This is a genomic window from Bacillus sp. AFS012607 (assembly GCF_002558005.1).
In the GTDB taxonomy this organism is placed as follows: Bacteria; Bacillota; Bacilli; order Bacillales; family Bacillaceae_G; genus Bacillus_A; species Bacillus_A thuringiensis_S.
Genome location: NZ_NTVM01000012.1, coordinates 37,529 through 60,523 on the forward strand (window position 1 = coordinate 37,529; position 22,995 = coordinate 60,523).

The following is a 22,995-nucleotide window of genomic DNA, read 5'->3' on the forward strand; positions in this document are numbered from 1 at the left end:
TTGTTTTTCCATTTACATTTCTATTACTTCACCACATCATTTATTATATCTACTAATTGATGAATCCCCTCATCATTTGTTTTTTTATATTCATTCATGTTTTGAATATATTTCTCCTGATTTGTATACAACTTATTTACTGCATGTATAAATGTATTCGTATTTACTCTGTCTTGGAGTATTACTTCCGCATATCCTTGCCGTGAAAAATATTCAGCATTTAAACCTTGATCTCCCCTACTGGAACTGTTAGTTAACGGGATAAGCAACATCGGTTTCTTCAAAAATAACAATTCAGAAATAGCAGTAGAACCCGCTCTGGAAACTACAACACTTGCCATATTTAGTATATGCGGCAACTCGTCTCCTATATATTCAAATTGCATATACCCCTCCATGCCAATAGATGGGTCTACCTTCCCTTTACCACATATATGAATAATATTAAAGTTTAATAGTATTGTATCTAAACATTTCCTTACCATATCATTTATCCATTTAGCACCTTGACTCCCACCCATAATTAATAACACTGGTTTATCTTGTTGAAATTCACAATATCTTCTTCCTCTTAATACGTTACCCTTCTCAATTTCTTCCCTTACAATCGGTCCTACATAAACCTTCTTCTCATTACTTACATTTTCTCCTGTCTGAGGAAATGTTGTGCATAGCTTTGTAGCAAAAGGTAATGCTATTTTATTGGCAAGTCCTAATGTGCTATCTGGTTCACGTATAATTATAGGCACACGATTTAACCATGCTCCTATAGCTACAGGAACTGAAACAAATCCTCCTGCTGAAAAGATAACGTCAGGCTTTGTTTTCTTAATTAATTTATAACTTTGTAAACAACCGCTTATAATTTTAAAAGGATCTTTAAAATTCTCCCAATCCCAATATCTCCTAAGCTTGCCCGTTGAAACACTATTGTATTTAACATTTTTCACTAATGATTTTTCAATTCCATTTTTGGATCCAATATACTCGACTCTCCATCCTTGCTCTATAAATTTAGGAATTAATACAATATTAATCATAACGTGTCCGGCTGTACCGCCCCCAGTAAAAAGAATCGTTTTGCTCATAACTTATACCCACCTTTATTATTAAAAATCTAGCTTTATATTTACCTTTTAAATGTAAATAAACTTATTATTTTTTATATAAATCTTTAACTCCACCTCTATATCTTGTAAAAGATCTTTAATGAGTTCATAAAAATCATTTCCATACTCACTACACTCATATTGAGCAAAGATTTGAATCACATACCTAGTTTCGGTCTCTAATGCTGACTTTATTCGATTAACCCTTTTTTCTTCTACATACGCTTGATATTTATGTATTGCCTCATAAAGACGCAATACATGCGCTTCTTCATCTTTCCAGTCCAGCGTATCAACAATTGAAAGAAATAGCGTATTTTGATTATCTATTACTTCATAACCATTCATATATTTCTTACACCCTTTTTTGTTTTTCATTGCATGCAGATGTCACTACACTTCGCATACTCAAGTACATCTTTTAATGATTGATGAAATTCAATTTCTGGGATCCAACCTAACCTTTTTATTTCCTCTATTACTAAACTCTCATTTGAGTCGCTCCCACTTTTCTCTGTTTCCTCTATAAAAAAATTTAGCTGTGTTAATTCTTTATATTGTTCTAGTACATCTAATAAAGATCGTTTTACTCCTGATCCGATGTTATATTGTTTTCCATTTATTCCATCTCGTAATAACACATGATACGCTTTAACCGCATCACGTACATCTAGAAAATCTCTACTATCTTTCAAACTGTTTACTTCAATAATAGCTTTACTTCTACCTGATTCTATATCTATCATTTTCTTTGCGAGAATCGAACAAATGCCATTCGATACCCCTGGACCAATTAAATTTGAAGGCTTTGCAATGATAATATTTGAATCCATTAATTCTCCCCAAGCCTCTGCAATAATGACTTGCATCGTTTTACTTAAACTATATGGATTTGAAATTTTCATTTCGTCCATACTATCTGCTTGCAAAGCAGATCCTATAACTAATGTTCTACAATGCGATGCTTCTTGCTTAATTGCTTCTAATAAATATAACGTTCCTATTACGTTAATCTCTATATATTCAAGAGCAGATGTCCAAGATTCTATGACCGAATTCCTTCCTGCTAAATGCAATACGTAGTCTGGCTTTATTTGTTTCATTACCTTTATTACTTCGCTCTTATTAGTTAAATTACAAGTAATACCATTTCTAATTTTTTCTCTATGTGCACGATTTTGAAACATAGGAATTACATGAAAGCCCTGCTCTAAAAAATATTGGCAAGCATGGCGTCCTGTAAAACCATTTGCACCAGTTATTAAAAGGCTCGCATTTTTTTTCATCGCAAAAATCCTCCTTTTAATAGCATTTGTTTCACCTCATGTTTTGCAAGTAAGTCTTGTTGAGAACTAAAACTCTTCACATCCACTAGCGGATAGCTAGAATAATATTCTTGAAGTCCTTCTATAGGAATGGTCGGTAGTACCACAAAATAATTTTGATCAAAACTTATACTTGTTTTACTCTCTACCTCAGATAAAAGCATTTCACTTAATTTTTCACCTGGTCTTATCCCTACCTCTTTTACCTTAACGTTCCTTTTTTCCGAATCTTCAATTAACACTTCTGCTAAATCTGTTATTTTACATGCCGGCATTTTCATAACAAAGATTTCCCCGCCTCTACCTTGATATACGGCTTTAAATAACAATCCAACAGCATCTTCAACTGTTAAGAAAAATCTAGTCATATTCGCATCGGTAATCCCTACTTGTGAAGATTTTTTAATTTGTTGTTTAAAAAGCGGTACTACACTTCCACTCGTCCCTAAAACATTTCCACCACGAACACAAATGAATTTTGTTTTCTTCGTTTGTATATTCGCATGAACCATTAATTTTTCACCAATTGCTTTTGTCATCCCATACGTATTTGATGGATCAGCTGCTTTATCCGTTGAAACATATATAACTTTTTCAACTCGCATCTGTATAGAGGCTTCAATTACATTTTGCGTACCATGTATGTTGGTTTTTATAGCTTCATAAGGATAATACTCACATACTGGAACGTGTTTTAAAGCTGCAAGATGAAATATATAATGTACACCTTGGCAAGCATAGACTAGTTGATCTTTATCACGAATATCTCCAATAATAAATTTTAACCTTTCATCATTTATAAACTGTTGCTGCATTTCAAACTGAACCGTTTCATTTCTTGAAAAAATTCTAATTTCTTTCGGTGATTTTTCTAATAGTTGTTTTATAAGTTCATGCCCCCACGAACCTGTACCACCAGTAATTAAAATTATTTTATTTAACATTCCTTTTCCTCCTACGAAACATCTCAATTTAAATAGTATTTATTGAATTATTTTCAATTGATTCAAATCATAATCGTCGTTTGTTACATTTAATTGACAAAATAAAAAAACAGAAACTATTAAACAACGTTTCTGTTTTTCATTTCACCTCACAACAGTAAGATTTTTTATACTGTTTGCATGATAAATAAATTCCTTGTAAAAAAACACCGCTCATTTATTTCTTATACTCGTAATAAAATAAAGTGAAACTTTAATCAGTGGGGATATTGTTCATCCCCCACTAATTATCAGCCCTCACCAATCGGGCTTTTACGGGCAGTTGATCCCCCACCGAACATCTTTGCTTCCGCTGAATTTTGAGGTGGGGATCTTACTACCCGGCAAATAGCGGGATAAATAGAATGATTCATAGCCAATAATCATGTTTAAATTTATGAAAAAGGGAGGTAACGGAATGGACCAAAGCAATTCAAATCATACATATAACGGACCTTCCAAAGCACTGCCCCTCTCCCTATTCGATGTAAAAAATGAATTGAAACAAAAAAGCAAGCTTATTCCTTCTGATACCTTGTATAAATTAACGAAAGAAGAGCAACTCATCATCAACAAAATAAAAATACAAACAGAACAGCTAAATAAAAATAATGTTACAAGAACACGCGCATACTACCAATTTTACATTCAATATCCAGAAATACATTGGGCACTGCTTGGACATATGGTATCACGTAACGGCGGTTGGAATATGACTGATTTAAAGGGCGATTTATATACGAGAATCTTATCAGAGAAAGATCAATTCATATTTTTTTCTTTTTTAGAAAGAGGGAATTGGCTTATTTTCCAAGATGTATACCCTCAATTTTTACTTTACGAACAAAGTGTAAAGAAATCACAAAAGTTATTTCACCTTCTCCCTCACCTAAATGTTTCTACATTTATGGAAACGATGTGGAACGATTTTTGGAAAACAGGCAACAAAAAAACATTAGCCATTGCAACTATTATTAATGAACAAAACTACTTAGAAAAAAGAGTGATTCAAAATGTACAATTTAAAAAGACCGTACTCAATAGTATTGGATTTAAACTCTTTGATTTCTTTCAGTTTAATCATATCCTTTTCCCATTCTACGAAAATGATAAGAAACAAAAAGTGTTACTATTTGGTGATACAATGAAACATTTCACTTCCTTACATGAACGAATATTAATTGGAAAAAGATTATATTCATTATTATTTCGAGATACACATGTTTTATCTCAAATAATAAGCTGGGCCCAACACCATCCACACACGGGATCAAGGAAAGATTACTGGCCCCATTTATTTTCAAGTGTAAATGAATCTTTTTCCCGTGAGTTTTATAAGCGCCGAATAAAAAAATGCCAGTTACGAAATGACGCTTATCGCATATACAGCCCTGCACTCATCTATGCATGGCGAGATATGAAGCATGAGGAAGTTGACAGTGAAGATTGGTTTACCGATTGGCAAGTTGTACATTATTTAGTTGATAAGGAGGAAAATATAAATGGACAAATTACAGAAGACTACTGCAAAACACTCGAAAAAATTGAACTCGCAATTCTCGCAAAGAAAAATGTCCTCCTCCGAGAAGAAGAATGAGTTTCTAGCATTAGTAGTTACAATCTTTCTCTCTGCTATTATTGGAACTTGTTTAGATGCTTTTTTTGTTCATAAACAAATATATTCCTTTCCAGCTAGACCCTTCTCATCCACATTTTCGGTTAATATAGCTTTTACATTATTCGTACTGCCGATTTTAACAGTTATCTTTATACACATTTCAAAAAAATTATCTAAAGTTTCTAGAATTCTATTTATTATTTCAATTGGTATTTGTGCTAGCCTTTTTGAACAGATTGCTGAAAGTTTAGGTTTATTTATACACAGTACGAATTGGAACCATACATATTCTTTATTTGGTTATATGATTTTCCATTCTTTTATTTGGAACATATATAATTGGATAAAAAAATAAAGAGACCATTATAGGTCCCTTCTTAAGCATACTCTTCCATTATTGCTAATGGTGCCAGTGTTTGTAGGCTTTTAGAGCGTAAACGATAGGCAACGACTTTCTTCTTATATTGCTTAATGACATCAATATGTTCCTCATAGCTATATAGAGAAAACCTAATCTCTTTATTCCCTTTCTTCGTATCAATGACTATTGGTGTCCCTTCTCCGTGCGGCGGGAAATAATGTTTATCTAAAAACAAAGCTTCATTAAATTCATGAATAACTTGTAGTTTCATTTCTCCCTCTATATTTTTTCCATCTATTGATATAGAAGTATTTTCCGCCTCAAGTTTTTGATGCAACTCAAATTTACTAATAATTGATTCTACAACAGAAGTGGGCATACTAGAAACTAATACTTTAATAGCTCCAAAAACAAATAATGTAACTATAAACCATGTTGTCATTGTTATCATCTCCATTACATTTAAAAAATAAATTTCGTTCCATACGGTATTAGTATACTAATGAGTATTCCAGTTACAATCATCGTTACCGAACCGATAGTCGCTTCTTTCTCGCCTTCCTTCACTAAACGACTCACACCGATAATATGTGATGCACAGCCCATTCCAACTCCTTTTCCAATCGTACTTGTTATACTGAAAAACTTAAGTACTGTCGGTCCGACAATAGCACCTGTTATCCCTGCAACAACTACAAAACTAGAAGTCATAGATGGAATACCACCAATTTGATCCGCTAATGAAAGGGCAATAGGCATCGTTGCTAACTGTGGTAAAGTAGTTAATATAAGTTCCTTATCTATATTTAAAATTCCGCCAATCACTACATTCATGCTCGTTACAGCCACTATACCTATCACTACTCCGATAAGTATCGATAAAAAATTTTTCATCAGTATCTTTCGCTCTTTAAATAGAGGTATGGCTAATGCTACAATTGCAGGGCTCAATAAGCTTGAAAGAATGTCTCCACCATTTTCCCTATACTCATGATGAGAAATACCAAAAATCAAAAATAAACAAATCATAATTGCCGTAACTGTTAACACCGGTAACGTAAATGCAAACGTAAATTTTTTATATAGATTTGTCGCCAAGAAATAAATTGCTACAGTAATAATAATTAAGACCATTTGAATCGTGCACCTTGTCGATTTTATTTTTTTGATGTTACTAATAATTGACTTATATAACCTGAAACAATTAAAGTTACTATAGTACTTGCAACTACTAAAAGGAATATAATACTCCCCTTACTTAAAAGAAAAGATCCGTATTCCATGAGCCCTGTTGTCGAAGGGATTAAAAATAACGGTAAAAATACGATTAACTTTTCCGCACCTAACTCAAACCACTTTAACGGTAGAACGCGAGTGAAAAGAAACAGGAACAGTATTAACATCCCTATTAAACTTCCCGGTATTGATAGATGGAATATTTCCTGAATCCACATACCCACTAAGCTAAATACATATAGCACGCCTACTTGAAGTAAAAGCGTCACGTACTTCATTTATTTCCCTCATTTCACTATCACACATCCATATTATGAAATCTCATTTAGCGTGTAAGCAAACCGTTTAATTCCAAGTTGAATTTGTTCTATATTCGCTCTACCAAACGTAAATCGTATATATTCATTTTTCGAACCTAAAACACTGCCCGGAACAAATGCGACACCATTCCGTATAGATTCACCTAATAAGTGATATTCATCAAACTTTCCTTTCACTTTACACCATACATGTATTCCACCCTCTGGCACGAAACATTCAACTCGGTCTCCCAATGTTCCTTCAAGCTCTGTAATTAATTCATCTCTTCTTTGCTTTAATTGTCCACGAAGTATCGTAATATGTGTATGAAAATCCTTTGATTCTAAAAATTGATTTGCTACCCACTGCGTAAATACACTATGGCCAAAATCAACTTGTTGCTTTGCATCTGCTAAACGCTCAATTACTCGTATAGGACCAATTATCCATCCAATACGTAATCCTGATGCAACAATTTTTGATAATGAACTTATATAAAGAACATTTCCATTTTGATCCATTGATTTTAATGTCGGATTCACTTCTCCATTAAAAGAAATTAAACTATACGGATCATCTTCTACAATTGGTATACCGAACTCAGAAGACAGTTCTAAAATCTTTTTACGTCTCGCTAATGAAAGTACAGTACCCGTTGGATTCTGATAATCTGGATTCAAAAATACCATCCGAATGCGATGCTTTTTGTGCAAATCGATTAAGTCATCTGGATTCATTCCATGCTCATCAACAGGTAAATGAAATATGTTTAAACCGGCCGATTTAAACATTGGAAGCGAAAAACAATACGAAGGATCTTCAATCGCGATCGCATCGCCAGGTTTTAATAAACATTGAACGATAAGATTAAGCGCCTGTTGTGCTCCAGACGTAATAAGAATAGAGCTTGAATCTGCTTCAATTTGTTTATATTGCTGAACATGTGCTGAAATTGTTTTTCTCAACATCTCATTTCCAAGTGGATGGTCATAACCGAGGTTTTCCATAAATGTTTTCTCCGACAAAATTGTTCGAAATCTATCACTTGGAATTAATTCTGGTGACAGTTCACCACTTGCTAAATTAATTAAATCATCTTTTTGTGTTTCCGTTCGAATTTGTTGAACGAGTGGTACGTTAGGTAAGAATGATCCGTCCTCCACGTACCTACCCCAGTTCGGTATTCGTTTATGTGAGACACCCCATATGTCTGTATTGACCCGTGTTCCGCTTCCCTTTTGCCGTTCTACTACTCCAAGTGATTTTAATTCTTCATACGCAGCTACTATTGTACTCCGGTTCACCTGTAATCCCTTTGCCAATATACGCTCAGAAGGTAACTTACTATCAGAAGGAAATTCACCTGAAGAAATGCCTCTTTCAATATAATCAGCAATTTGTTTATATACAGGTGTCTTATCTGCACGATTTGGTTTCCATTCCATCTAGTTCCCTCCTTTCAAAACGAACTATCCTCATTTTTTACTAACAGTATTCACCGTAAAAATAGTATTAATTAGTCACATTTTCTTATCCGTAAATGGATATATCCAAAATAGTTCTCTTTCTGATTACTCGATAGCTTCTGAAATTCCAACTTCATACTCTCATTTCAGTTCTTTCACAAACTATCAAATCATTACCACATACCATGTTACCCCAACCAGTAGAACAAAAAGAAGAAGAATATAGATTGCAGATAAGTTTTTCACATTTCTTTTTGTAGACTTGCCGTAATTCTCCTCCACGTTTCTTGCAACTAGTACAGTCCCAAATAGCGATACAATTACAATAATAACGACTAGTGAAATTGCAAAACTCATTGTCTTTTCACCTCTCTAAGACCCATCTATTTTAATTAAAGAACTTACATAAAAACCTTCCTCTTTAAAACGCTGATAACATACTACCTTTCTTCTCTTATCATAATAGATGTTTGTAAAAAGCGGACCAACCACTTTCGCGTTTTTTTGCTCATCCACTTTAAAAATAAAAAGCAACTGATCACTTAGGACCAGTTGCTTTTTCGCAAGGTTAATTATATCCATTTTCCACTTGAAATTAACCCGATTTAAAAGTTTGATTTTTTCATAATGAAAAGTATCGTTCACACCATTTACAAAAAAAGAACCTATGAAGGTCCTTTTTCAAATTATACAACACAGCACTATGTTGAGTATCTTAAAGTTTATACTAATGATAAAGTGAAACTTTAATCAGTCTTCACCAATCGGGCTTTTACGGGCAGCAGGCCCCTACCTAACTTCTTTGCTTCCGCTGAATTTTGAGGTAGGGGTCTTACTGCCCGGCAAATAGCGGGATAAATGTTAATAGACTTATTCTTCAATAATGAATTGTGAAATTAGCATTTCTAAATTTTCGACTTTCTTTTTCATTTCATTAGATTTCGTCGTTATTTCTTGAATCAATGTGGCTTGTGCTTGAATTGATTGTACCGTTCGATTCGTTTCTTGTGCGACTTGTGTTGCAGTTTCAGAAACTATTGACAAAGAGGCATTTACTTCTTCTGTCCCAGCAGACATTTCTTCTGTGGCAGCAGACACTTCTTGAATTTGGGTCGTTATTCTATTAATATCTTGCATAATAGATGAAAATGCGAGTTCTGCCTTATGCGCTGCTTCTTTACCACCACTAGCCTGTTGTTGACCTTTTTTCATTACATGAACTGTATCCTCTGTATCTTGATGTATAAAACGTATTAAATTATTTATATCATTTACAGATGTTTTAGATTTCTCAGCTAGACCTCTTACTTCAGCTGCAACTACTGCAAATCCTTTTCCATTTTCTCCAGCACGTGCTGCCTCAATTGCAGCATTTAAAGCAAGTAAATTCGTTTGTTCCGCAATATTAGTAATAACATCTAACGCTTCTTCAATTTGTTGTGTACGCGTAACAAGTCTATCAATGACCTTAGAAGTTTCTTCGACAACTTCATTCACGCTATTCATTTGATGAATAGATTGTTTTATAACTTCACTACCAGAGTTTGCTTGGTCTATTGTTGCAACAGCAACTTCAGCAACCATCGCTGAAGATTCAGCTACTGTTTGAACACCAGTTGCAATTTCTTCCATTGAAGTTGAACTTTCTTGAATACTAGTCACTTGTCCCTCTATTTCTTTATTTATTTCAGAAGTAGTTCGAACAACCTCGTTTGATATATGTGCTGCCGTTTTCGTCTCTTGTAGCATATTTTCAGTTGAAACAATCACTTCTTTCGCCGTAACCTTCACCTGACCGACTAATTGTTGCAAGTTATCTAACATACTATTAAAGGACTGTACAATATGGCCTAATTCGTTCTCGGATTTATAAGAAGTTCGAATTGTTAAATCTCCAGCAGATACTCGTTCCATATCTTTTTGTAATAATACAATTGGTTTTTTTATAGCATTTTTTGTTATAAAACCAATAAAAATGATTATTATGATTCCAACAAATGAAATAATTACAAATGTTATGATTGTATTTTTCACACTATTAACATTCTCTTTTTGTAGCTGTTCAGCAGCATTATTATTATATAAAATAAGTTCACGAATAGACTGAATTGTTTTTTCCATATTAGGGTCAATTTCTTTTAAATAATAGCTATAGGCTTCTTCATTATTAGTCAGTCCCAAATCTTGTGCTTTTTTCATTTGTACTCTTAAATCTTTAAATTGACTTTGAAACGCATTATACAAATCTTTTTCTTTATGAGAACTAATTCTAGTTTCAAATTGTTTTAACAGCTCATCATTTTCTTTTCTAGTCTTATCCATTTCTATTATGAGTTCTTTCATTCTTTTTTCATCTTTCGATATCATAATCTCCATAAAATTCATATTAACATGGTAAAAATTTGATTCTACAATTCCTATCCATTCAATTGGTAATAGTCTTTCTTCATACATACTAGAAGATGCATTTTCACCTTTTTGAAGCCCTAAAAACCCGAGTGAAGATAACATGATACAAGCCAAACTCGATATAATGACTAACACATTTAATTTCGTTCCAATTTTACTATTTTTAATAAAAGACAACAAAATCACTCCATCTATATATTATATTTTACTTGTTTTATATTACAACAACAATCGACATTTATCGACATTTTTTTATTAATCTTATAATTATATTCGAAGAACTTGATTCTCATACTATCAAATACTAAAAAGTCTTATGGGAATTCCACAAGACTTTTAATAGAGTTATATTGTTTCTATGAAATTATGATAAAAATTAAAGCGACTTATTAGTTCTTATAACTTCTTGATAGAGAATCGGTGACCACTTATCACTAATATAATCTTGGATAACCCAACCAACTCTTTTTGGATTCTCTTGTTTAATATATGCCGCGATCTCGGGATTTATATAAGACGCATAATAATATGGACTATTCCATGCTGTACCACCCGAAGACAAGCTTGTAAAATTAATATATAGATGATTTAAATCCTCGCTATTGTTCATCGTTTCATTGATTGTATCTTTAATAGATTTTACTTTCTCATCATAACTCACTTTATATTTATCTTGTACTGTTACATTTACATTTTTGTTTACAGTTGTGGTAAACGTCTCATTATCTGGCCAATAAAAATTATTATATCCTCCAGATTCATTACTGCCACTATATCTTTTTAGTAGTACAATTTTCCCACGAGCATCTCCAAGTTTTATATTTCCTTCTGTTTTTAAAAAGATAGGATCAACAAAATAATTTTTTTCAAACGTACTACTAAATGAATCTTCTGCCCCTTTCATATCCTCATACTCTTTTTTTAAAGACATAATAATTGTTTCACTCGGGTTATCTTTTAAAAATTGTTTCGCTTCATTTATGAATTCATGCAGTGTTACGTAAAGATATAATGGCCCATGATGAAGAACTATCGTATTATCATCTGTTAAACGTCCTCTTATATCAAAAATGCGAGCTCCATGGTCCATTTGATAGCGAAAATCATATTCTTGCGTCATTCCCCACACTTGCTTAATCGGATTTTGCAACTTGAACGTCCCACTATCGTGTGTTCCTGGAATTGAAATTCGTGCTAACGGAATATTATCAGGTATAGGTTGCATCCATTTCGACCAATTTTCAAGCTCATTAACAGAGCTAGCTGCAACTACTCTCTTATCATGTAAAGCAAATACAAATGTGATAAATATTGTACTACATATGAATAATTTCAAAATTAACTTCTTATTTCTCATTATTATCACTCTCTTTTTCTGTTTTTATATCAAACTTATTGAATATAATATAGGCTAGTTCATAAAAAATAAATAACATTTCATCAATATGAAATATTGCATAGAAGTAAAGTTAAAAAATCATTCACATATACTAAATTAGAAAAATTTAAAGGAACTTCATCTGAAGTTCCCTTTGCTTATTTTATGTTCAATACATATGAACCATCTTTATTCTCATATTTATAGACGTATAAATAATATTTTCCTGGCTTTGCATTATAAGTTCCTTTAACTACATTTCCTTCATTTTCACCATATGCTACATAGTTATTTAAATCTGATTCATGATGAAGTACCCATGTCATTCCGATATTTTGTTCATTTAGTAGAGAAATATTAATATTTTCCGGCGAGTCAATTTGGAAAGTAAATACATCTACTCTATCACTATTATGTAGCGTTCCTTTCACCGGTGTATGAAAGTTAACTTTATTTGCCTGTCTAGGCTCATTATTTGGTTCATTTTCTGTTACTTGTAATTCATTCCCACCGTTTAGTTTTCTTTGTTCATAGCCTAAGTTTACTAGTATAGACTTCAAATCTGGTAAAACACCAATTTTATCTGCATATGGATCTTTAGATTTTGTTCCTGTGCTCTGGTTGCTTAATATTGCTCTTAGTTCACTAGGTCTATATGGTTGTCCTAAATTTTCTTTAGCAATGCTTTGTACTAAAGTCGCTGCCCCAGCAATAATTGGCGAAGCACTAGATGTTCCGCTAAAGCTTGAAGTATAAAGATTTACAGCACTTCTACTTTGCTCGGCTGTAGTTGTATCTACATTTTCTCCCCATCCGTACACATCAATACGGCTTCCATAATTCGAAAACCACATACGTTCATGAGGGAAAGATGAAGAGCCAGCTCCTACCATAATTGCACCCGAATCTTTAAAATCTTTACTATTACGATTTAAGACTTGCTTACCCTTTCTATCTTTGAACTGATCTAAATCATTCCACCCATTTGCTCCAGCCTCTATAATTACAATTCCCTTATCTGTACCAGCACGAATTGCATCAAAAATATCTGGTTGTACTTCAACAGGTAAATATTTATCACCATATCCATCAAAGGATGCTTGCGCCTCTAACAATAAAACATCCCCAGCTTCTAACTGATTTACAGCGCTTAATATTGCATCAGCCGTATTATACTGTCCGTTATCTCTTATTTGAGAGATAACCTTTGCTTTCGCTTTTGGCGCAATCCCAATATTCCCGACTTCATTGTCCTCAGAGGATACAATTCCTAGTACAGACGTCCCATGACCGACATGCTGATTTATATTTCTTCCAGACATTAATTCAATATTTTGATGTAATAAATCCTCATGATTTAATAGCCATCCGTATTCCATATCAACAAAAGTGATACCATTTCCATTACCGCCTTGAACTCCCCAGGCGAAAGGCGCATTAATACCGTATGGGGCTGCTTCAAGATAACCTTGTTTTTTAAATCTAGGATTTTTATTAGGATTAAGAGCTACACTTGATGATTGCACTTCAGGTGGCATTATTTTCTCTTGTTTCTTCATATACGCATCTTCTATTAAAGAAGATGCCTTTAACTTATCTACTATTTCTTCTTCATACCCACTATTTTGATTTTGAAGAATATAGTAGTTTAATAAACTTGTAGATACATGATTAGGTGCTTTCACTTCAAGGTTTTGTATTTGTTCCGGGCTTACAGATGTGAATAAACGAGTAAATGTTACATCTGGATATTCTGTCAAAAGATCTTTTATTACTTTATCATTCGTTTGAGATTGTATTTGTTTTTCAATACCATCTTCATATGGAAAATCCAAATCTGCTTTAAATTTTACAATGATTTGCTTATCTGTTTCTTGTTCTATCCCTAATTTACTCTGCTGTTCTATAGAATCAGCATGTACACTATTGATAGTACCTCCTGTTCCTAAAAGTGTTGTAATGATTACAGTTGACGCATACATTTTTTGAAATATTTTCATTACATCAATCCTCCTATTAATAATTATTAATCATTATATTAATCTATAATGATTTTATTTCTATAACGTATTCCCTTTCTACTAAATAGATTATAGTAATCAGAAATATGAACTTCAATGTATTTTCATATGCAATATTTCATATTCTGACTCTACACTACACGAATATGAAACTTATAGTGATTATTTATTTTATATGTGCTAATATACTTACATTAATATATTATGCATATACACATTCTGAACTACATTACTTAATAGTTTCACCTTAATTTTTTCTTAGGAGGATTTACAATGAAATTACTAAAAATAAAACATATAATCCCTTTATCCGCGGCTGCAATTACATTCGTATGTAGTCAAAGTACAGCTGAAGCTTCTACCATTCATACAGTAAAAAAGAACGATACACTTTGGGGCATTAGTAAACAATACGGAGTTTCAATACAATCCATTAAACAGGCTAATAATAAAGGAAACGATAAAACCTTTATTGGCGAACAGTTACATATTCCAGGGTCCGTGAAATCAAATGAAATCACTGTTCCTCAAAACGCCAAGCCTGCGAGCATTTCTGGACAAATTATTTATCAAGTACAACCGGGGGATTCATTAGAAACGATAGCAAAGCGTTACAATGTCACCGTCCAATCTATAAAACAAATTAACAATACAGTCGGAAACAAGCTTTATACAGGACAACATTTAAAAATTAACTCAAGCATTTCACAAAAAGAAAAAGACTTAATGGCACGCTTAGTTACTGCTGAAGCAGGTGGCGAATCCTATAAAGGAAAAGTAGCAGTAGCAAAAGTTATACTAAATCGTGTAAATGCAAAAGGTTTTCCAAATACAATAACAGGTGTTATTTATGAACCTATTAAATACGGATATGCATTTACTCCTGTTACAGATGGCAGAATTAATCAGCCTGCAAGTGCAGAAGCAAAAATGGCTGTAGAAGAGGCTATCTCCACAAATGGAGTACATTCTGACTGGATTTATTTCTACAATCCAAAAACATCAACAGACAAGTGGATTACGACACGTCAAACAGTAGCAGTAATTGGTAACCATGTGTTTGCTAAATAAGATTTAAAATCATTAACAGACCTCTTCACTTAAAAGGTCTGTTTTTTTCTATGTAAGATGTTATTAATCATATGACATAGTGATTTTTCAAACTATTTCTTCTTTCAAATAAAAATTTTTGTATTTACTCCACCACTCGGAGAAGTTAATACAGCATCAAGTTCAAAAACTCCCACTTTATTAATAAAAGCTATTTCTTAACTTCATAAAATTGTTATACACTAGAAAAATAAAAAACAAACTATTCGTTAGCAGGTGAAAGAATATGTATGATGTTACAATTATCGGCGCTGGAGTAAGTAGCATTTTTATGGCTTATTCACTAGCTAAAAGTAACAAAAAAGTTTTAATTCTTGATAAAGGTAAAGCGCTAGAAGATCGCCATTGTCCTTTAGACGAAGGAAAAGTGTGTAATTGTACTACATGTGATAAATATTTCGGGTTTGGTGGTTTAGGAAGATCTGAAGGGAAATTTAATTATACAAACGGATTTGGCGGAGAACTTGAGCAAAAAGTCGGTAAAAAGGGCTTTATACAGCTCATGGCTGAAGTAGATGAAATTCTATGTCAGTTTGGTGGAAGTTCTGTCTCAAAATATTGTACTGAAAATTCAAGTCTCACTAAAAGAGCTGAAGCGTGTGGTTTACAAATGCTAACAACAGAAGTAAGACATCTTGGTACTCCCCTTTCCAATAACATTTTTCAGCAGCTCTATGAATTTTTACTGACGAAAATAAAGATCAAATTTCAAATAGATGTACAACATATTCTGAAACAGGAAGATTATTTTACAATAGAGACAAATCAAGGAACAGTTCAAACTAAGCAACTAGTATTTGCAACTGGGCGTTCAGGGGCCGATTGGTTAAAAGAAATATGCAGTTCTCTAAGTATTTCTCAGGAGCAAACACGTGTAGATTTAGGAATTAGAGTAGAAATGAAAGAACATCAATTACGTTCTATATTAAAAGATACTTTTGAAACAAAACTTTCTTATCAAGGTGAGCATTTCACAGCAACTACTTACTGTATGAATCCAAAAGGACGCATCATTCGAAAGTACGAAGAAGGTTTAGTTATGCCTGACGGTCAAAATTTTCGAGAGCAAGGAACTGGCACTTCTAATTTAAACTTCACTTTATTTATTCCTCACTATTTTCCAACTCTCAAAGAAGCAAATGTATACGCAAGTTCAATTATTAAAGGCATTAACCAAGGACGAGATCGGATTGTTATACAGCGCTTAGAGGACTTATTAAAGAAACAACCTACGGCGAAAAACAGCATGGAACATAATCGTATACAACCTACACTACAGGGGGATTATGGAGATTTGAATCAAGAAGTTCCTCAATTATATATTGAAGGGCTGAAAGAATTTTTATTACGTTTAGAACAATTTATACAAGAGCCTATTGATCAACATACTTTACTATATGGAATTGACGGAAAGTTCTATGCTCCTACGATAAAAATCAATAACTCTTTTGAAACAAGTGTGCATGGACTATTTTTAGTTGGAGATTGTTCCGGCGTCACTCATTCCTTATCTCAAGCTGCTGCAAGTGGTCTGTATGTTGGAAAGTACTTATCTGACATTTAATTTCTATCATTAAGATGTCAGTCAAATATTTTCAATTCCAAAACACTTTTACTTATATATAGTAAAAGTGTTTTAATAATCCCTCCTATCCTTCCCGGCTAATGATTAACTGGCAAAGAAACGGAATTTTACAAAATACATATGTAACATAACTGTATATTTAAAACGATTGACATTCAATTCTAATAAATTGAATGTCAACAGTTTTAAAAGTCTCTATCCATTTTCACTTTCATTTGTTCGATATTTTGTAACATCATCATAGTGTTTAATATGGTAGGATGTCTATAAGTCAATTTCACTACAACTATGACTTGTTCTGCCCGTTTCTCAAAAAGAGTTATATTTATGCTACTACGCTTTAAAAATCCCCATTGTATGTATATGAATACTTCAAATTATTCCCTTTAGAAAACATAATCTAAATGGTTCATTAAACTCTAATAGTTATAAAAACATAATATATAACTTCAATTAAATAAATTGTATAAAGAAGGTGTAAAAATGAAGAATAAAATAAATTTACAAATGCAAAATATAAGTTTTGTTATAATAATGGCTTTAGCAGTATGGTTAAAAACATATCTTATTACGCGATTCAGTTTTGATTTAAAAATTGAGTCTTCAACGCAAGAGCTTATTTTGTTTATTAGCCCTCTAGCCGCATCATTAGCATTTGTTGGATTAGCATTATTTGCAACTGGTGAAAAGCGAAATTATATAGCGCTATGTATTAATTTCTTATTAACGATCGTGCTTGTTGGAAATGTAATGTTCTATGATTTTTATAGTGATTTCGTTACATTACCAGTACTTGGACAAACCTCAAACTTTGGCCAATTAGGCGGCAGTATTATAGAGATATTAAACTACAAAATTATACTCGCATTCGTAGACATTGTTTTCTTCTTTATTTTATTAAAAAAGAAATCATTGGTCTTTAAAACAGAACGTGTAACTCATTCTACACGCTTGTTATACTTTCTTTTAACGATTGGTGTATTCTTTGCGAATCTACAGCTTGCAGAAAAAGAGCGCCCTGAATTATTAACGAGATCATTCGACCGGGTAATGCTTGTCAAAAATTTAGGCTTATATACTCACCAAGTATATGACTTAACACTGCAAGTAAAAGCTGGGTCACAAAAAGCACTTGCTGATAGTAGTAAATTACAAGAAACTGAAAACTACGTAAAAGCAAACCAAAGCGAGCCAAACCCTAATATGTTTGGTGCAGCGAAAGGAAAAAACGTAATTGTCGTCACTCTTGAATCCTTGCAGACCTTCTTAATAGGCGCATCAGTCAATGGGCAAGAAGTTACACCATTCCTAAATGAATTCATAAATGAAAGTTATTACTTTGATAACTTTTTCCATCAAACTGGTCAAGGGAAAACATCCGATTCTGAATTTCTAATCGATACGTCGTTGTATCCATTAAATCGAGGGGCTGTATTCTTCACACACGGTAACAATGATTATACTGCGACTCCAGAAATTTTACGTCAGCAAGGTTATTTCACTTCTGTATTCCATGCGAATAACGCAACATTTTGGAATCGTAATATTATGTACTCCGCTCTTGGTTATGATCGTTACTATAATGAGCTTGATTACAAAATTACGCCAGAAACAAATTTAAATTGGGGATTAAAAGATATCGAATACTTTGATCAATCAGTAGATATATTAAAAACTGTTGATCAACCATTCTATGCTCGTTTCCTTACTTTAACAAACCATTATCCATTCACGTATGATGAAGATACAAAATTCATTGAACCATACAACTCTGGTAATGGCGTATTCGATCGTTACATCGTAACTGCACGTTACTTAGACGAATCAATTAAAAAATTTATTGAGCGTTTAAAGGCCGAGGGAATGTATGATGATTCTATTATTGTGTTATACGGTGATCATTATGGCATTTCCGAAAAACATAATCGTGCAATGGCACAGTTTTTAGACAAAGATCAAATAACAGAATTTGATACTTTAAATTTACAACGTACACCTTTATATATTCATATTCCTGGACAAACAGAAGGTCAAACTATTTCAAAGCCTACGGGACAAATCGATATGAAACCTACTATTCTAAATTTATTAGGTGTTGGTTCTACGAATGATATCCGTTTTGGCCATGATATGTTTTCAGATGAATATACTGGCTTTGTTGTTTTACGCGATGGTAGCTTCGTTACAGATAAGTATGCATACAAAAACAACACTTTCTACGACCGTATAACAGGGGAAATTGTAGATTTACCAAAAAAAGAAGCTCAAGCCCTCATTAAACGTGCACAAAATGAATTACGAATGTCTGACAAAATTATTGAAGGCGATTTATTACGCTTCTCAGAAAGTAATAAAATTAAAACTGGCGAAGTACAAACTAAAATTAAAGAAACAGAAAAATAATCTATATATGAAAAAGGAGCAACTTATTACAATTGCTCCTTTTTACTTTCTTATAACACATCAGATTTTTCATATAAAAAATCTGATGTGTTTACTTTTATTCTACGCTTGTTTCTAAAGCTACATCCGTATAGGTATTATCATCACCTATATTTAAAATTACTTCACATTGACGCAATCTCAATTCAAAGAGCATGATAGAATCATGATAGATTTCAGGATTTGATTTCATCTTATGTAATATCTCTTGTTTTTCTTGTATTTCTAAATGCGTGTTTTCTACAGCTTGCTTTAAGGAGTTAAATGGATTCCTAAAGAATATATTAATATCTCGCTCTTGTGTGTTTTCAAACAGCTCAAATTGCAAGAAAAATTTCTTCATAATAGAAGCCGTTACTTCAGTATAATCTTCATTTTCTACATACTGTTTGTATTTGTTATATAGTATAGATTTATTTTTAGGAAGAACTCCAAATAATTTACCGGCACTTTTCAACAAAAATTGTGCTGGCGTAAATCGACGTAAAATATTTACTTCATCCATTTGTATTCTAGTCGTCATCCTGTCAGTATCTCTGCGCCAGTCATCAAGCACTTTAAAATCACATTCTAACTGTATTCTATTTTCTCCAAATAGTGAATTAAGCCCTTCACTAAGTTCTTCTAAATACGTTTGACTTTGAAGAAGCTCATTATTAGAAGTTGCAATCCAATTTTGCATAGAAAGAGCGAGATTAGGTAATACAGTTTGTTCTAAATATTTATGCACTTTTTCATTCATTGCTTTATTTAGTTCCGTATCCATGTGCCCGAAATCACTTTCTTCACTAATTAAATTAGAACAGCTCTTTAATATCTTCGGAATATTTTCAGTAAGATCATTTGTAATTTCAGTCTTCATTGAACGATATGATTGTGTAATGAAATGAATTTTTTCCCTCTCAAATGCAGTAAGGTTATTAATGCTACCGTTTAGTTTCACTAGCATATCTTCATTCCAATTAATAGCATCTACTAGATTATTTTCTTTCTCAACACGTTTATCCAAAAGATATGTAATTGTTTTTCGAATGAAAAATAATAACTTTTCAGTACGTTCTGCATCGATATTTTTATGATTAAAGTTAAAATGAATAAACTCAGTTAAATCATTTAATTGTTTACTACTTGTATATAACGAGGAATAAGGGAAAATTCTCGCATGCGGGAAATATGTGTTTATTCTCGTTGCCGTATCATGTAATACCCTTTTCACTTCTGCTTCACTGTAAATGTTATCGATTTTATTTAATAAGAAATGAATTTGTAAATTTGGCGTATGTTCTTGAATACTTAATAGAATGTCACGTTCTTTGTCAGTAAAAGGTGAATCCGCATTCAATACGAACAGTAATTCGTCTACAGAATTTAAATATTCGAATATCTCATCTCTAGTGTCGTTATTCCTATTAAAGCCAGGTGTCACTACAAATGTAAGTTTATTTTCATTTAAAAATCTGCATGGTAATTTAAATTCAACACACGCTCTATCTCTATATGTTTGATGGTGCTGAGACATCATATTATGGTAATCAGAGACATCTTCCGTTGTTGTAATTGCTGAGTCTGTTATAGCGTTTATTTCTATATGAGCATCATTTTTTAAAACTACTACATTTGAAATTGATTTTTCTAATATGTTTTCTCCTAATATAGAGTTAATAAATGTAGTTTTTCCATTTCCTGAAGTTCCCGTTACTAAAATACGATTTGTTCTTAAATCTGCGAGTTCGTCAACTAACCATTTAAATCGGTGACCTATTTCTATATTGTGCTTTTGTGCCCACTCTGTAATAGATTCAAAAAGGTGTAAGCTGTACTCTAAGCCATTTACATGATTAATAGAATGTGACAGTAAGTTTTCCGCATGCTCTATATTTGCTGAATCTATTTTGGAAGGGAAAATCTCATCCCATGCCAATACAGCTGCAGATGGAAATACAGCATAAGATGGATTAACTACTTTTAACCAATTTGCTAACAGATTGGGTATGATATCGTTTAATTGTCTAAGCGTATATTGACCTTGAATTAATGCAAAGTAAGTTTCTTCGTAAAAAGCAGAAACTTTGTTCCATATATCGGACGAATGTATTTCAATATGTAAGAAAAATTCATTTATTGTATTAAGCCATAATAAATAATTTTGTTCATCTTTATAACTGTTCCAAAGTGATGAAACCATTTGCGTAAACTGTACTTGATCTACATTATTTAATGTAGCTAATGCATTATAAAAATAATCTGGTGAAATATGTTTAGTAAACCCTTTATCAATATATCCTTTTAATACCTCAAACCACGGATACGATTCTATTCGAATTAACTCATTCACAGCAAGCTCTACTGCACTATCAAAATCTTGCTGTTCCTCATAAAAGGAACGGGCAATTTTTGTGACATTCGGATAATCAGGATTTAAAGAAACTGCTTCTTTAATAACACCGAAAGCTGAGTCAAAATTATTTTGCTCAATGTAAAGAGAAAGTAATTGTAGTCTAATTTCAATCATCAATATTTTATTATCAGTAGTAATAGAAGTATAAATATTTTCAGCATATGATAATTGATTAAGTTCGAAATAAGCATCCGCAATATTTTTTTGTGCCCATGGTGCTAATTCATTACTAACCTTCTCCCATTTAAAAATAGCTGCTTCAAAATCTTGATGACGATAATAAAATTCACCTTGTGCAAAACGAATATAAGACCCATCAGAAATCTCATTTTTTTCATCGTTTACATAAGCTTGTCCAAGTACGTCAAGAGTTGGTTTTGTTTCATTCTCCATTAGGAATGTTTCATAATACATCTTTTTTATTAATTGTTTTTCTAATCTCATCTTTTCCCCCACTATATCTTGAAAATACATTTTTAAGATATACCAATACTTTTTGTATGTATGCTTTTTATCTTAACAAAGAATATCTTTTGGAAAATTTCATTTTCCTTTCATTTTTCAAGTTAGATTGAATTTTTATGAGAAAAGTTTCAGTTTTTTTTCAATTCCCTTTCAGTTATGAAACAGCATTAAATGTTCCTAATAACCTAATAATACTATAATATTCCACATTATATTATCAAGAAAATCTCATATAAACCATATTATAAAAACAATCTATATTGAATTTATATGCATTATTCACTGCGCTGTCAAACAAAAAAATAACAATAGGAGCCAACGGCTATTCATACCATTTCTTTCTCAAATTATTTTCCTTTAAAAGGCTTCAGTGGTTATGTAATTAAATTCCATTAACCTATATAAATAACTAGTCCAAAAAAATCTATATGCATATCATGTTATAGTAAAGAATTTAGGAAATCCTAAAAGGAGGCATTTTCATGTTTGAAGATAAATCTAAAATAAATTACCCATATGAATTTACTGAAACCACAACAGTTCCTCTAAAGAACCCCATTGATAAAAAATTCAAGAACGGCACAGGTACACATAACTTTCCAATTAAGAAACACTACAAAGAGCAAGTTCTATACACTGAAAAAATTAATAATAATAAAAATAAATAATCGTATAGATCCTTATGACAATTAACCAAATAAGAATCAATATTAGGCCATGCATAGTTATGTCTTTAATAATGTAAAAATCTTCATTATACTATTCATGCACCTTTTAAAAAGTGCTGTA

The 22,995-nt window shown here is 32.3% G+C and carries 19 protein-coding genes; 6 read left to right on the forward strand and 13 right to left on the reverse strand.

Annotated elements, in window-relative coordinates; all coding sequences use genetic code 11:
* Nucleotides 1-23 precede the first annotated feature (23 nt).
* From CN409_RS13595 to CN409_RS13610, 4 genes are read right to left on the reverse strand one after another with little or no spacing between them, the layout of a single operon-like run.
* A complete protein-coding gene (locus CN409_RS13595) occupies nucleotides 24-1,088 on the reverse strand; it encodes an undecaprenyldiphospho-muramoylpentapeptide beta-N-acetylglucosaminyltransferase (protein ID WP_000047567.1) in 1,065 nt (354 codons plus the stop codon).
* A 48-nt stretch (nucleotides 1,089-1,136) separates the two neighbouring features.
* Entirely contained in the window at nucleotides 1,137-1,487 is a 351-nt protein-coding gene (locus tag CN409_RS13600; protein WP_002082318.1) for a DUF6572 domain-containing protein, read from the reverse strand.
* Entirely contained in the window at nucleotides 1,484-2,395 is a 912-nt protein-coding gene (locus tag CN409_RS13605) for an SDR family oxidoreductase (RefSeq protein ID WP_000739089.1), read from the reverse strand. The genes CN409_RS13600 and CN409_RS13605 overlap by 4 nt, the downstream gene beginning before the upstream one ends.
* Nucleotides 2,392-3,378: a UDP-N-acetylglucosamine 4,6-dehydratase family protein gene (locus CN409_RS13610; protein WP_000932593.1), complete on the reverse strand. Its 987-nt coding sequence runs from the start codon at nucleotides 3,376-3,378 to the stop codon at nucleotides 2,392-2,394. Before CN409_RS13610 ends, CN409_RS13605 begins: the two co-directional genes overlap by 4 nt.
* A 457-nt stretch (nucleotides 3,379-3,835) precedes the next feature.
* Here CN409_RS13610 and CN409_RS13615 point away from each other — a divergent pair, with 457 nt between their 5' ends.
* A complete protein-coding gene (locus tag CN409_RS13615) occupies nucleotides 3,836-5,014 on the forward strand; it encodes a DUF2515 domain-containing protein (protein WP_000372811.1) in 1,179 nt (392 codons plus the stop codon).
* Nucleotides 4,989-5,390: a CBO0543 family protein gene (locus CN409_RS32360; protein WP_042595508.1), complete on the forward strand. Its 402-nt coding sequence runs from the start codon at nucleotides 4,989-4,991 to the stop codon at nucleotides 5,388-5,390. Before CN409_RS13615 ends, CN409_RS32360 begins: the two co-directional genes overlap by 26 nt.
* Before the next feature lie 22 nt (nucleotides 5,391-5,412).
* Here the strand turns inward: CN409_RS32360 and CN409_RS13625 are convergent, their stop codons facing one another.
* The 8 genes from CN409_RS13625 to CN409_RS13665 all read right to left on the reverse strand — a co-directional run bounded on the left by CN409_RS13625 (nucleotide 5,413) and on the right by CN409_RS13665 (nucleotide 14,185).
* A complete protein-coding gene (locus CN409_RS13625; protein WP_000214632.1) occupies nucleotides 5,413-5,838 on the reverse strand; it encodes a YfmQ family protein in 426 nt (141 codons plus the stop codon).
* Between the two features lie 20 nt (nucleotides 5,839-5,858).
* Nucleotides 5,859-6,530: an LrgB family protein gene (locus tag CN409_RS13630; RefSeq protein ID WP_000242949.1), complete on the reverse strand. Its 672-nt coding sequence runs from the start codon at nucleotides 6,528-6,530 to the stop codon at nucleotides 5,859-5,861.
* 23 nt (nucleotides 6,531-6,553) lie between these two features.
* Nucleotides 6,554-6,910, reverse strand: coding sequence for a CidA/LrgA family holin-like protein (locus CN409_RS13635; protein ID WP_000878483.1), 357 nt, complete (start codon nucleotides 6,908-6,910; stop codon nucleotides 6,554-6,556).
* A gap of 33 nt (nucleotides 6,911-6,943) precedes the next feature.
* The gene (pdxR, locus tag CN409_RS13640) at nucleotides 6,944-8,377 is read right to left on the reverse strand and encodes a MocR-like pyridoxine biosynthesis transcription factor PdxR (protein WP_000454959.1); all 1,434 of its coding nucleotides are present in this window, start codon (nucleotides 8,375-8,377) and stop codon (nucleotides 6,944-6,946) included.
* A gap of 186 nt (nucleotides 8,378-8,563) precedes the next feature.
* Nucleotides 8,564-8,755, reverse strand: a complete 192-nt coding sequence (locus CN409_RS13645; RefSeq protein ID WP_000006462.1) for a hypothetical protein — start codon at nucleotides 8,753-8,755, stop codon at nucleotides 8,564-8,566.
* 513 nt (nucleotides 8,756-9,268) lie between these two features.
* On the reverse strand, nucleotides 9,269-10,984 hold the full coding sequence (locus tag CN409_RS13655) for a methyl-accepting chemotaxis protein (RefSeq protein WP_000008148.1): 1,716 nt from the start codon (nucleotides 10,982-10,984) through the stop codon (nucleotides 9,269-9,271).
* Nucleotides 10,985-11,183: 199 nt separating this feature from the next.
* A complete protein-coding gene (plcA, locus tag CN409_RS13660) occupies nucleotides 11,184-12,164 on the reverse strand; it encodes a phosphatidylinositol diacylglycerol-lyase (RefSeq protein WP_001244684.1) in 981 nt (326 codons plus the stop codon).
* Nucleotides 12,165-12,343: 179 nt separating this feature from the next.
* Nucleotides 12,344-14,185, reverse strand: coding sequence for a S8 family peptidase (locus CN409_RS13665; RefSeq protein WP_000689210.1), 1,842 nt, complete (start codon nucleotides 14,183-14,185; stop codon nucleotides 12,344-12,346).
* Nucleotides 14,186-14,479: 294 nt separating this feature from the next.
* Here CN409_RS13665 and CN409_RS13670 point away from each other — a divergent pair, with 294 nt between their 5' ends.
* The 3 genes from CN409_RS13670 to CN409_RS13685 all read left to right on the forward strand — a co-directional run bounded on the left by CN409_RS13670 (nucleotide 14,480) and on the right by CN409_RS13685 (nucleotide 19,304).
* On the forward strand, nucleotides 14,480-15,277 hold the full coding sequence (locus CN409_RS13670) for a cell wall hydrolase (RefSeq protein WP_000771008.1): 798 nt from the start codon (nucleotides 14,480-14,482) through the stop codon (nucleotides 15,275-15,277).
* 265 nt (nucleotides 15,278-15,542) lie between these two features.
* Nucleotides 15,543-16,880, forward strand: coding sequence for an NAD(P)/FAD-dependent oxidoreductase (locus CN409_RS13675; RefSeq protein ID WP_097980904.1), 1,338 nt, complete (start codon nucleotides 15,543-15,545; stop codon nucleotides 16,878-16,880).
* 504 nt (nucleotides 16,881-17,384) lie between these two features.
* On the forward strand, nucleotides 17,385-19,304 hold the full coding sequence (locus CN409_RS13685; RefSeq protein WP_000791036.1) for an LTA synthase family protein: 1,920 nt from the start codon (nucleotides 17,385-17,387) through the stop codon (nucleotides 19,302-19,304).
* Between the two features lie 97 nt (nucleotides 19,305-19,401).
* Here CN409_RS13685 and CN409_RS13690 read toward each other — a convergent pair whose 3' ends face one another.
* Nucleotides 19,402-22,185 (reverse strand): dynamin family protein, encoded by a 2,784-nt coding sequence (locus CN409_RS13690; RefSeq protein ID WP_001235297.1) that lies wholly within the window; start codon nucleotides 22,183-22,185, stop codon nucleotides 19,402-19,404.
* Nucleotides 22,186-22,688: 503 nt separating this feature from the next.
* On the opposite strand from CN409_RS13690, the gene CN409_RS13695 reads away from it, so the two are divergent.
* Complete coding sequence (locus CN409_RS13695; RefSeq protein WP_000461138.1) at nucleotides 22,689-22,874, forward strand: hypothetical protein; 186 nt, start codon at nucleotides 22,689-22,691, stop codon at nucleotides 22,872-22,874.
* Nucleotides 22,875-22,995: the final 121 nt, after the last annotated feature.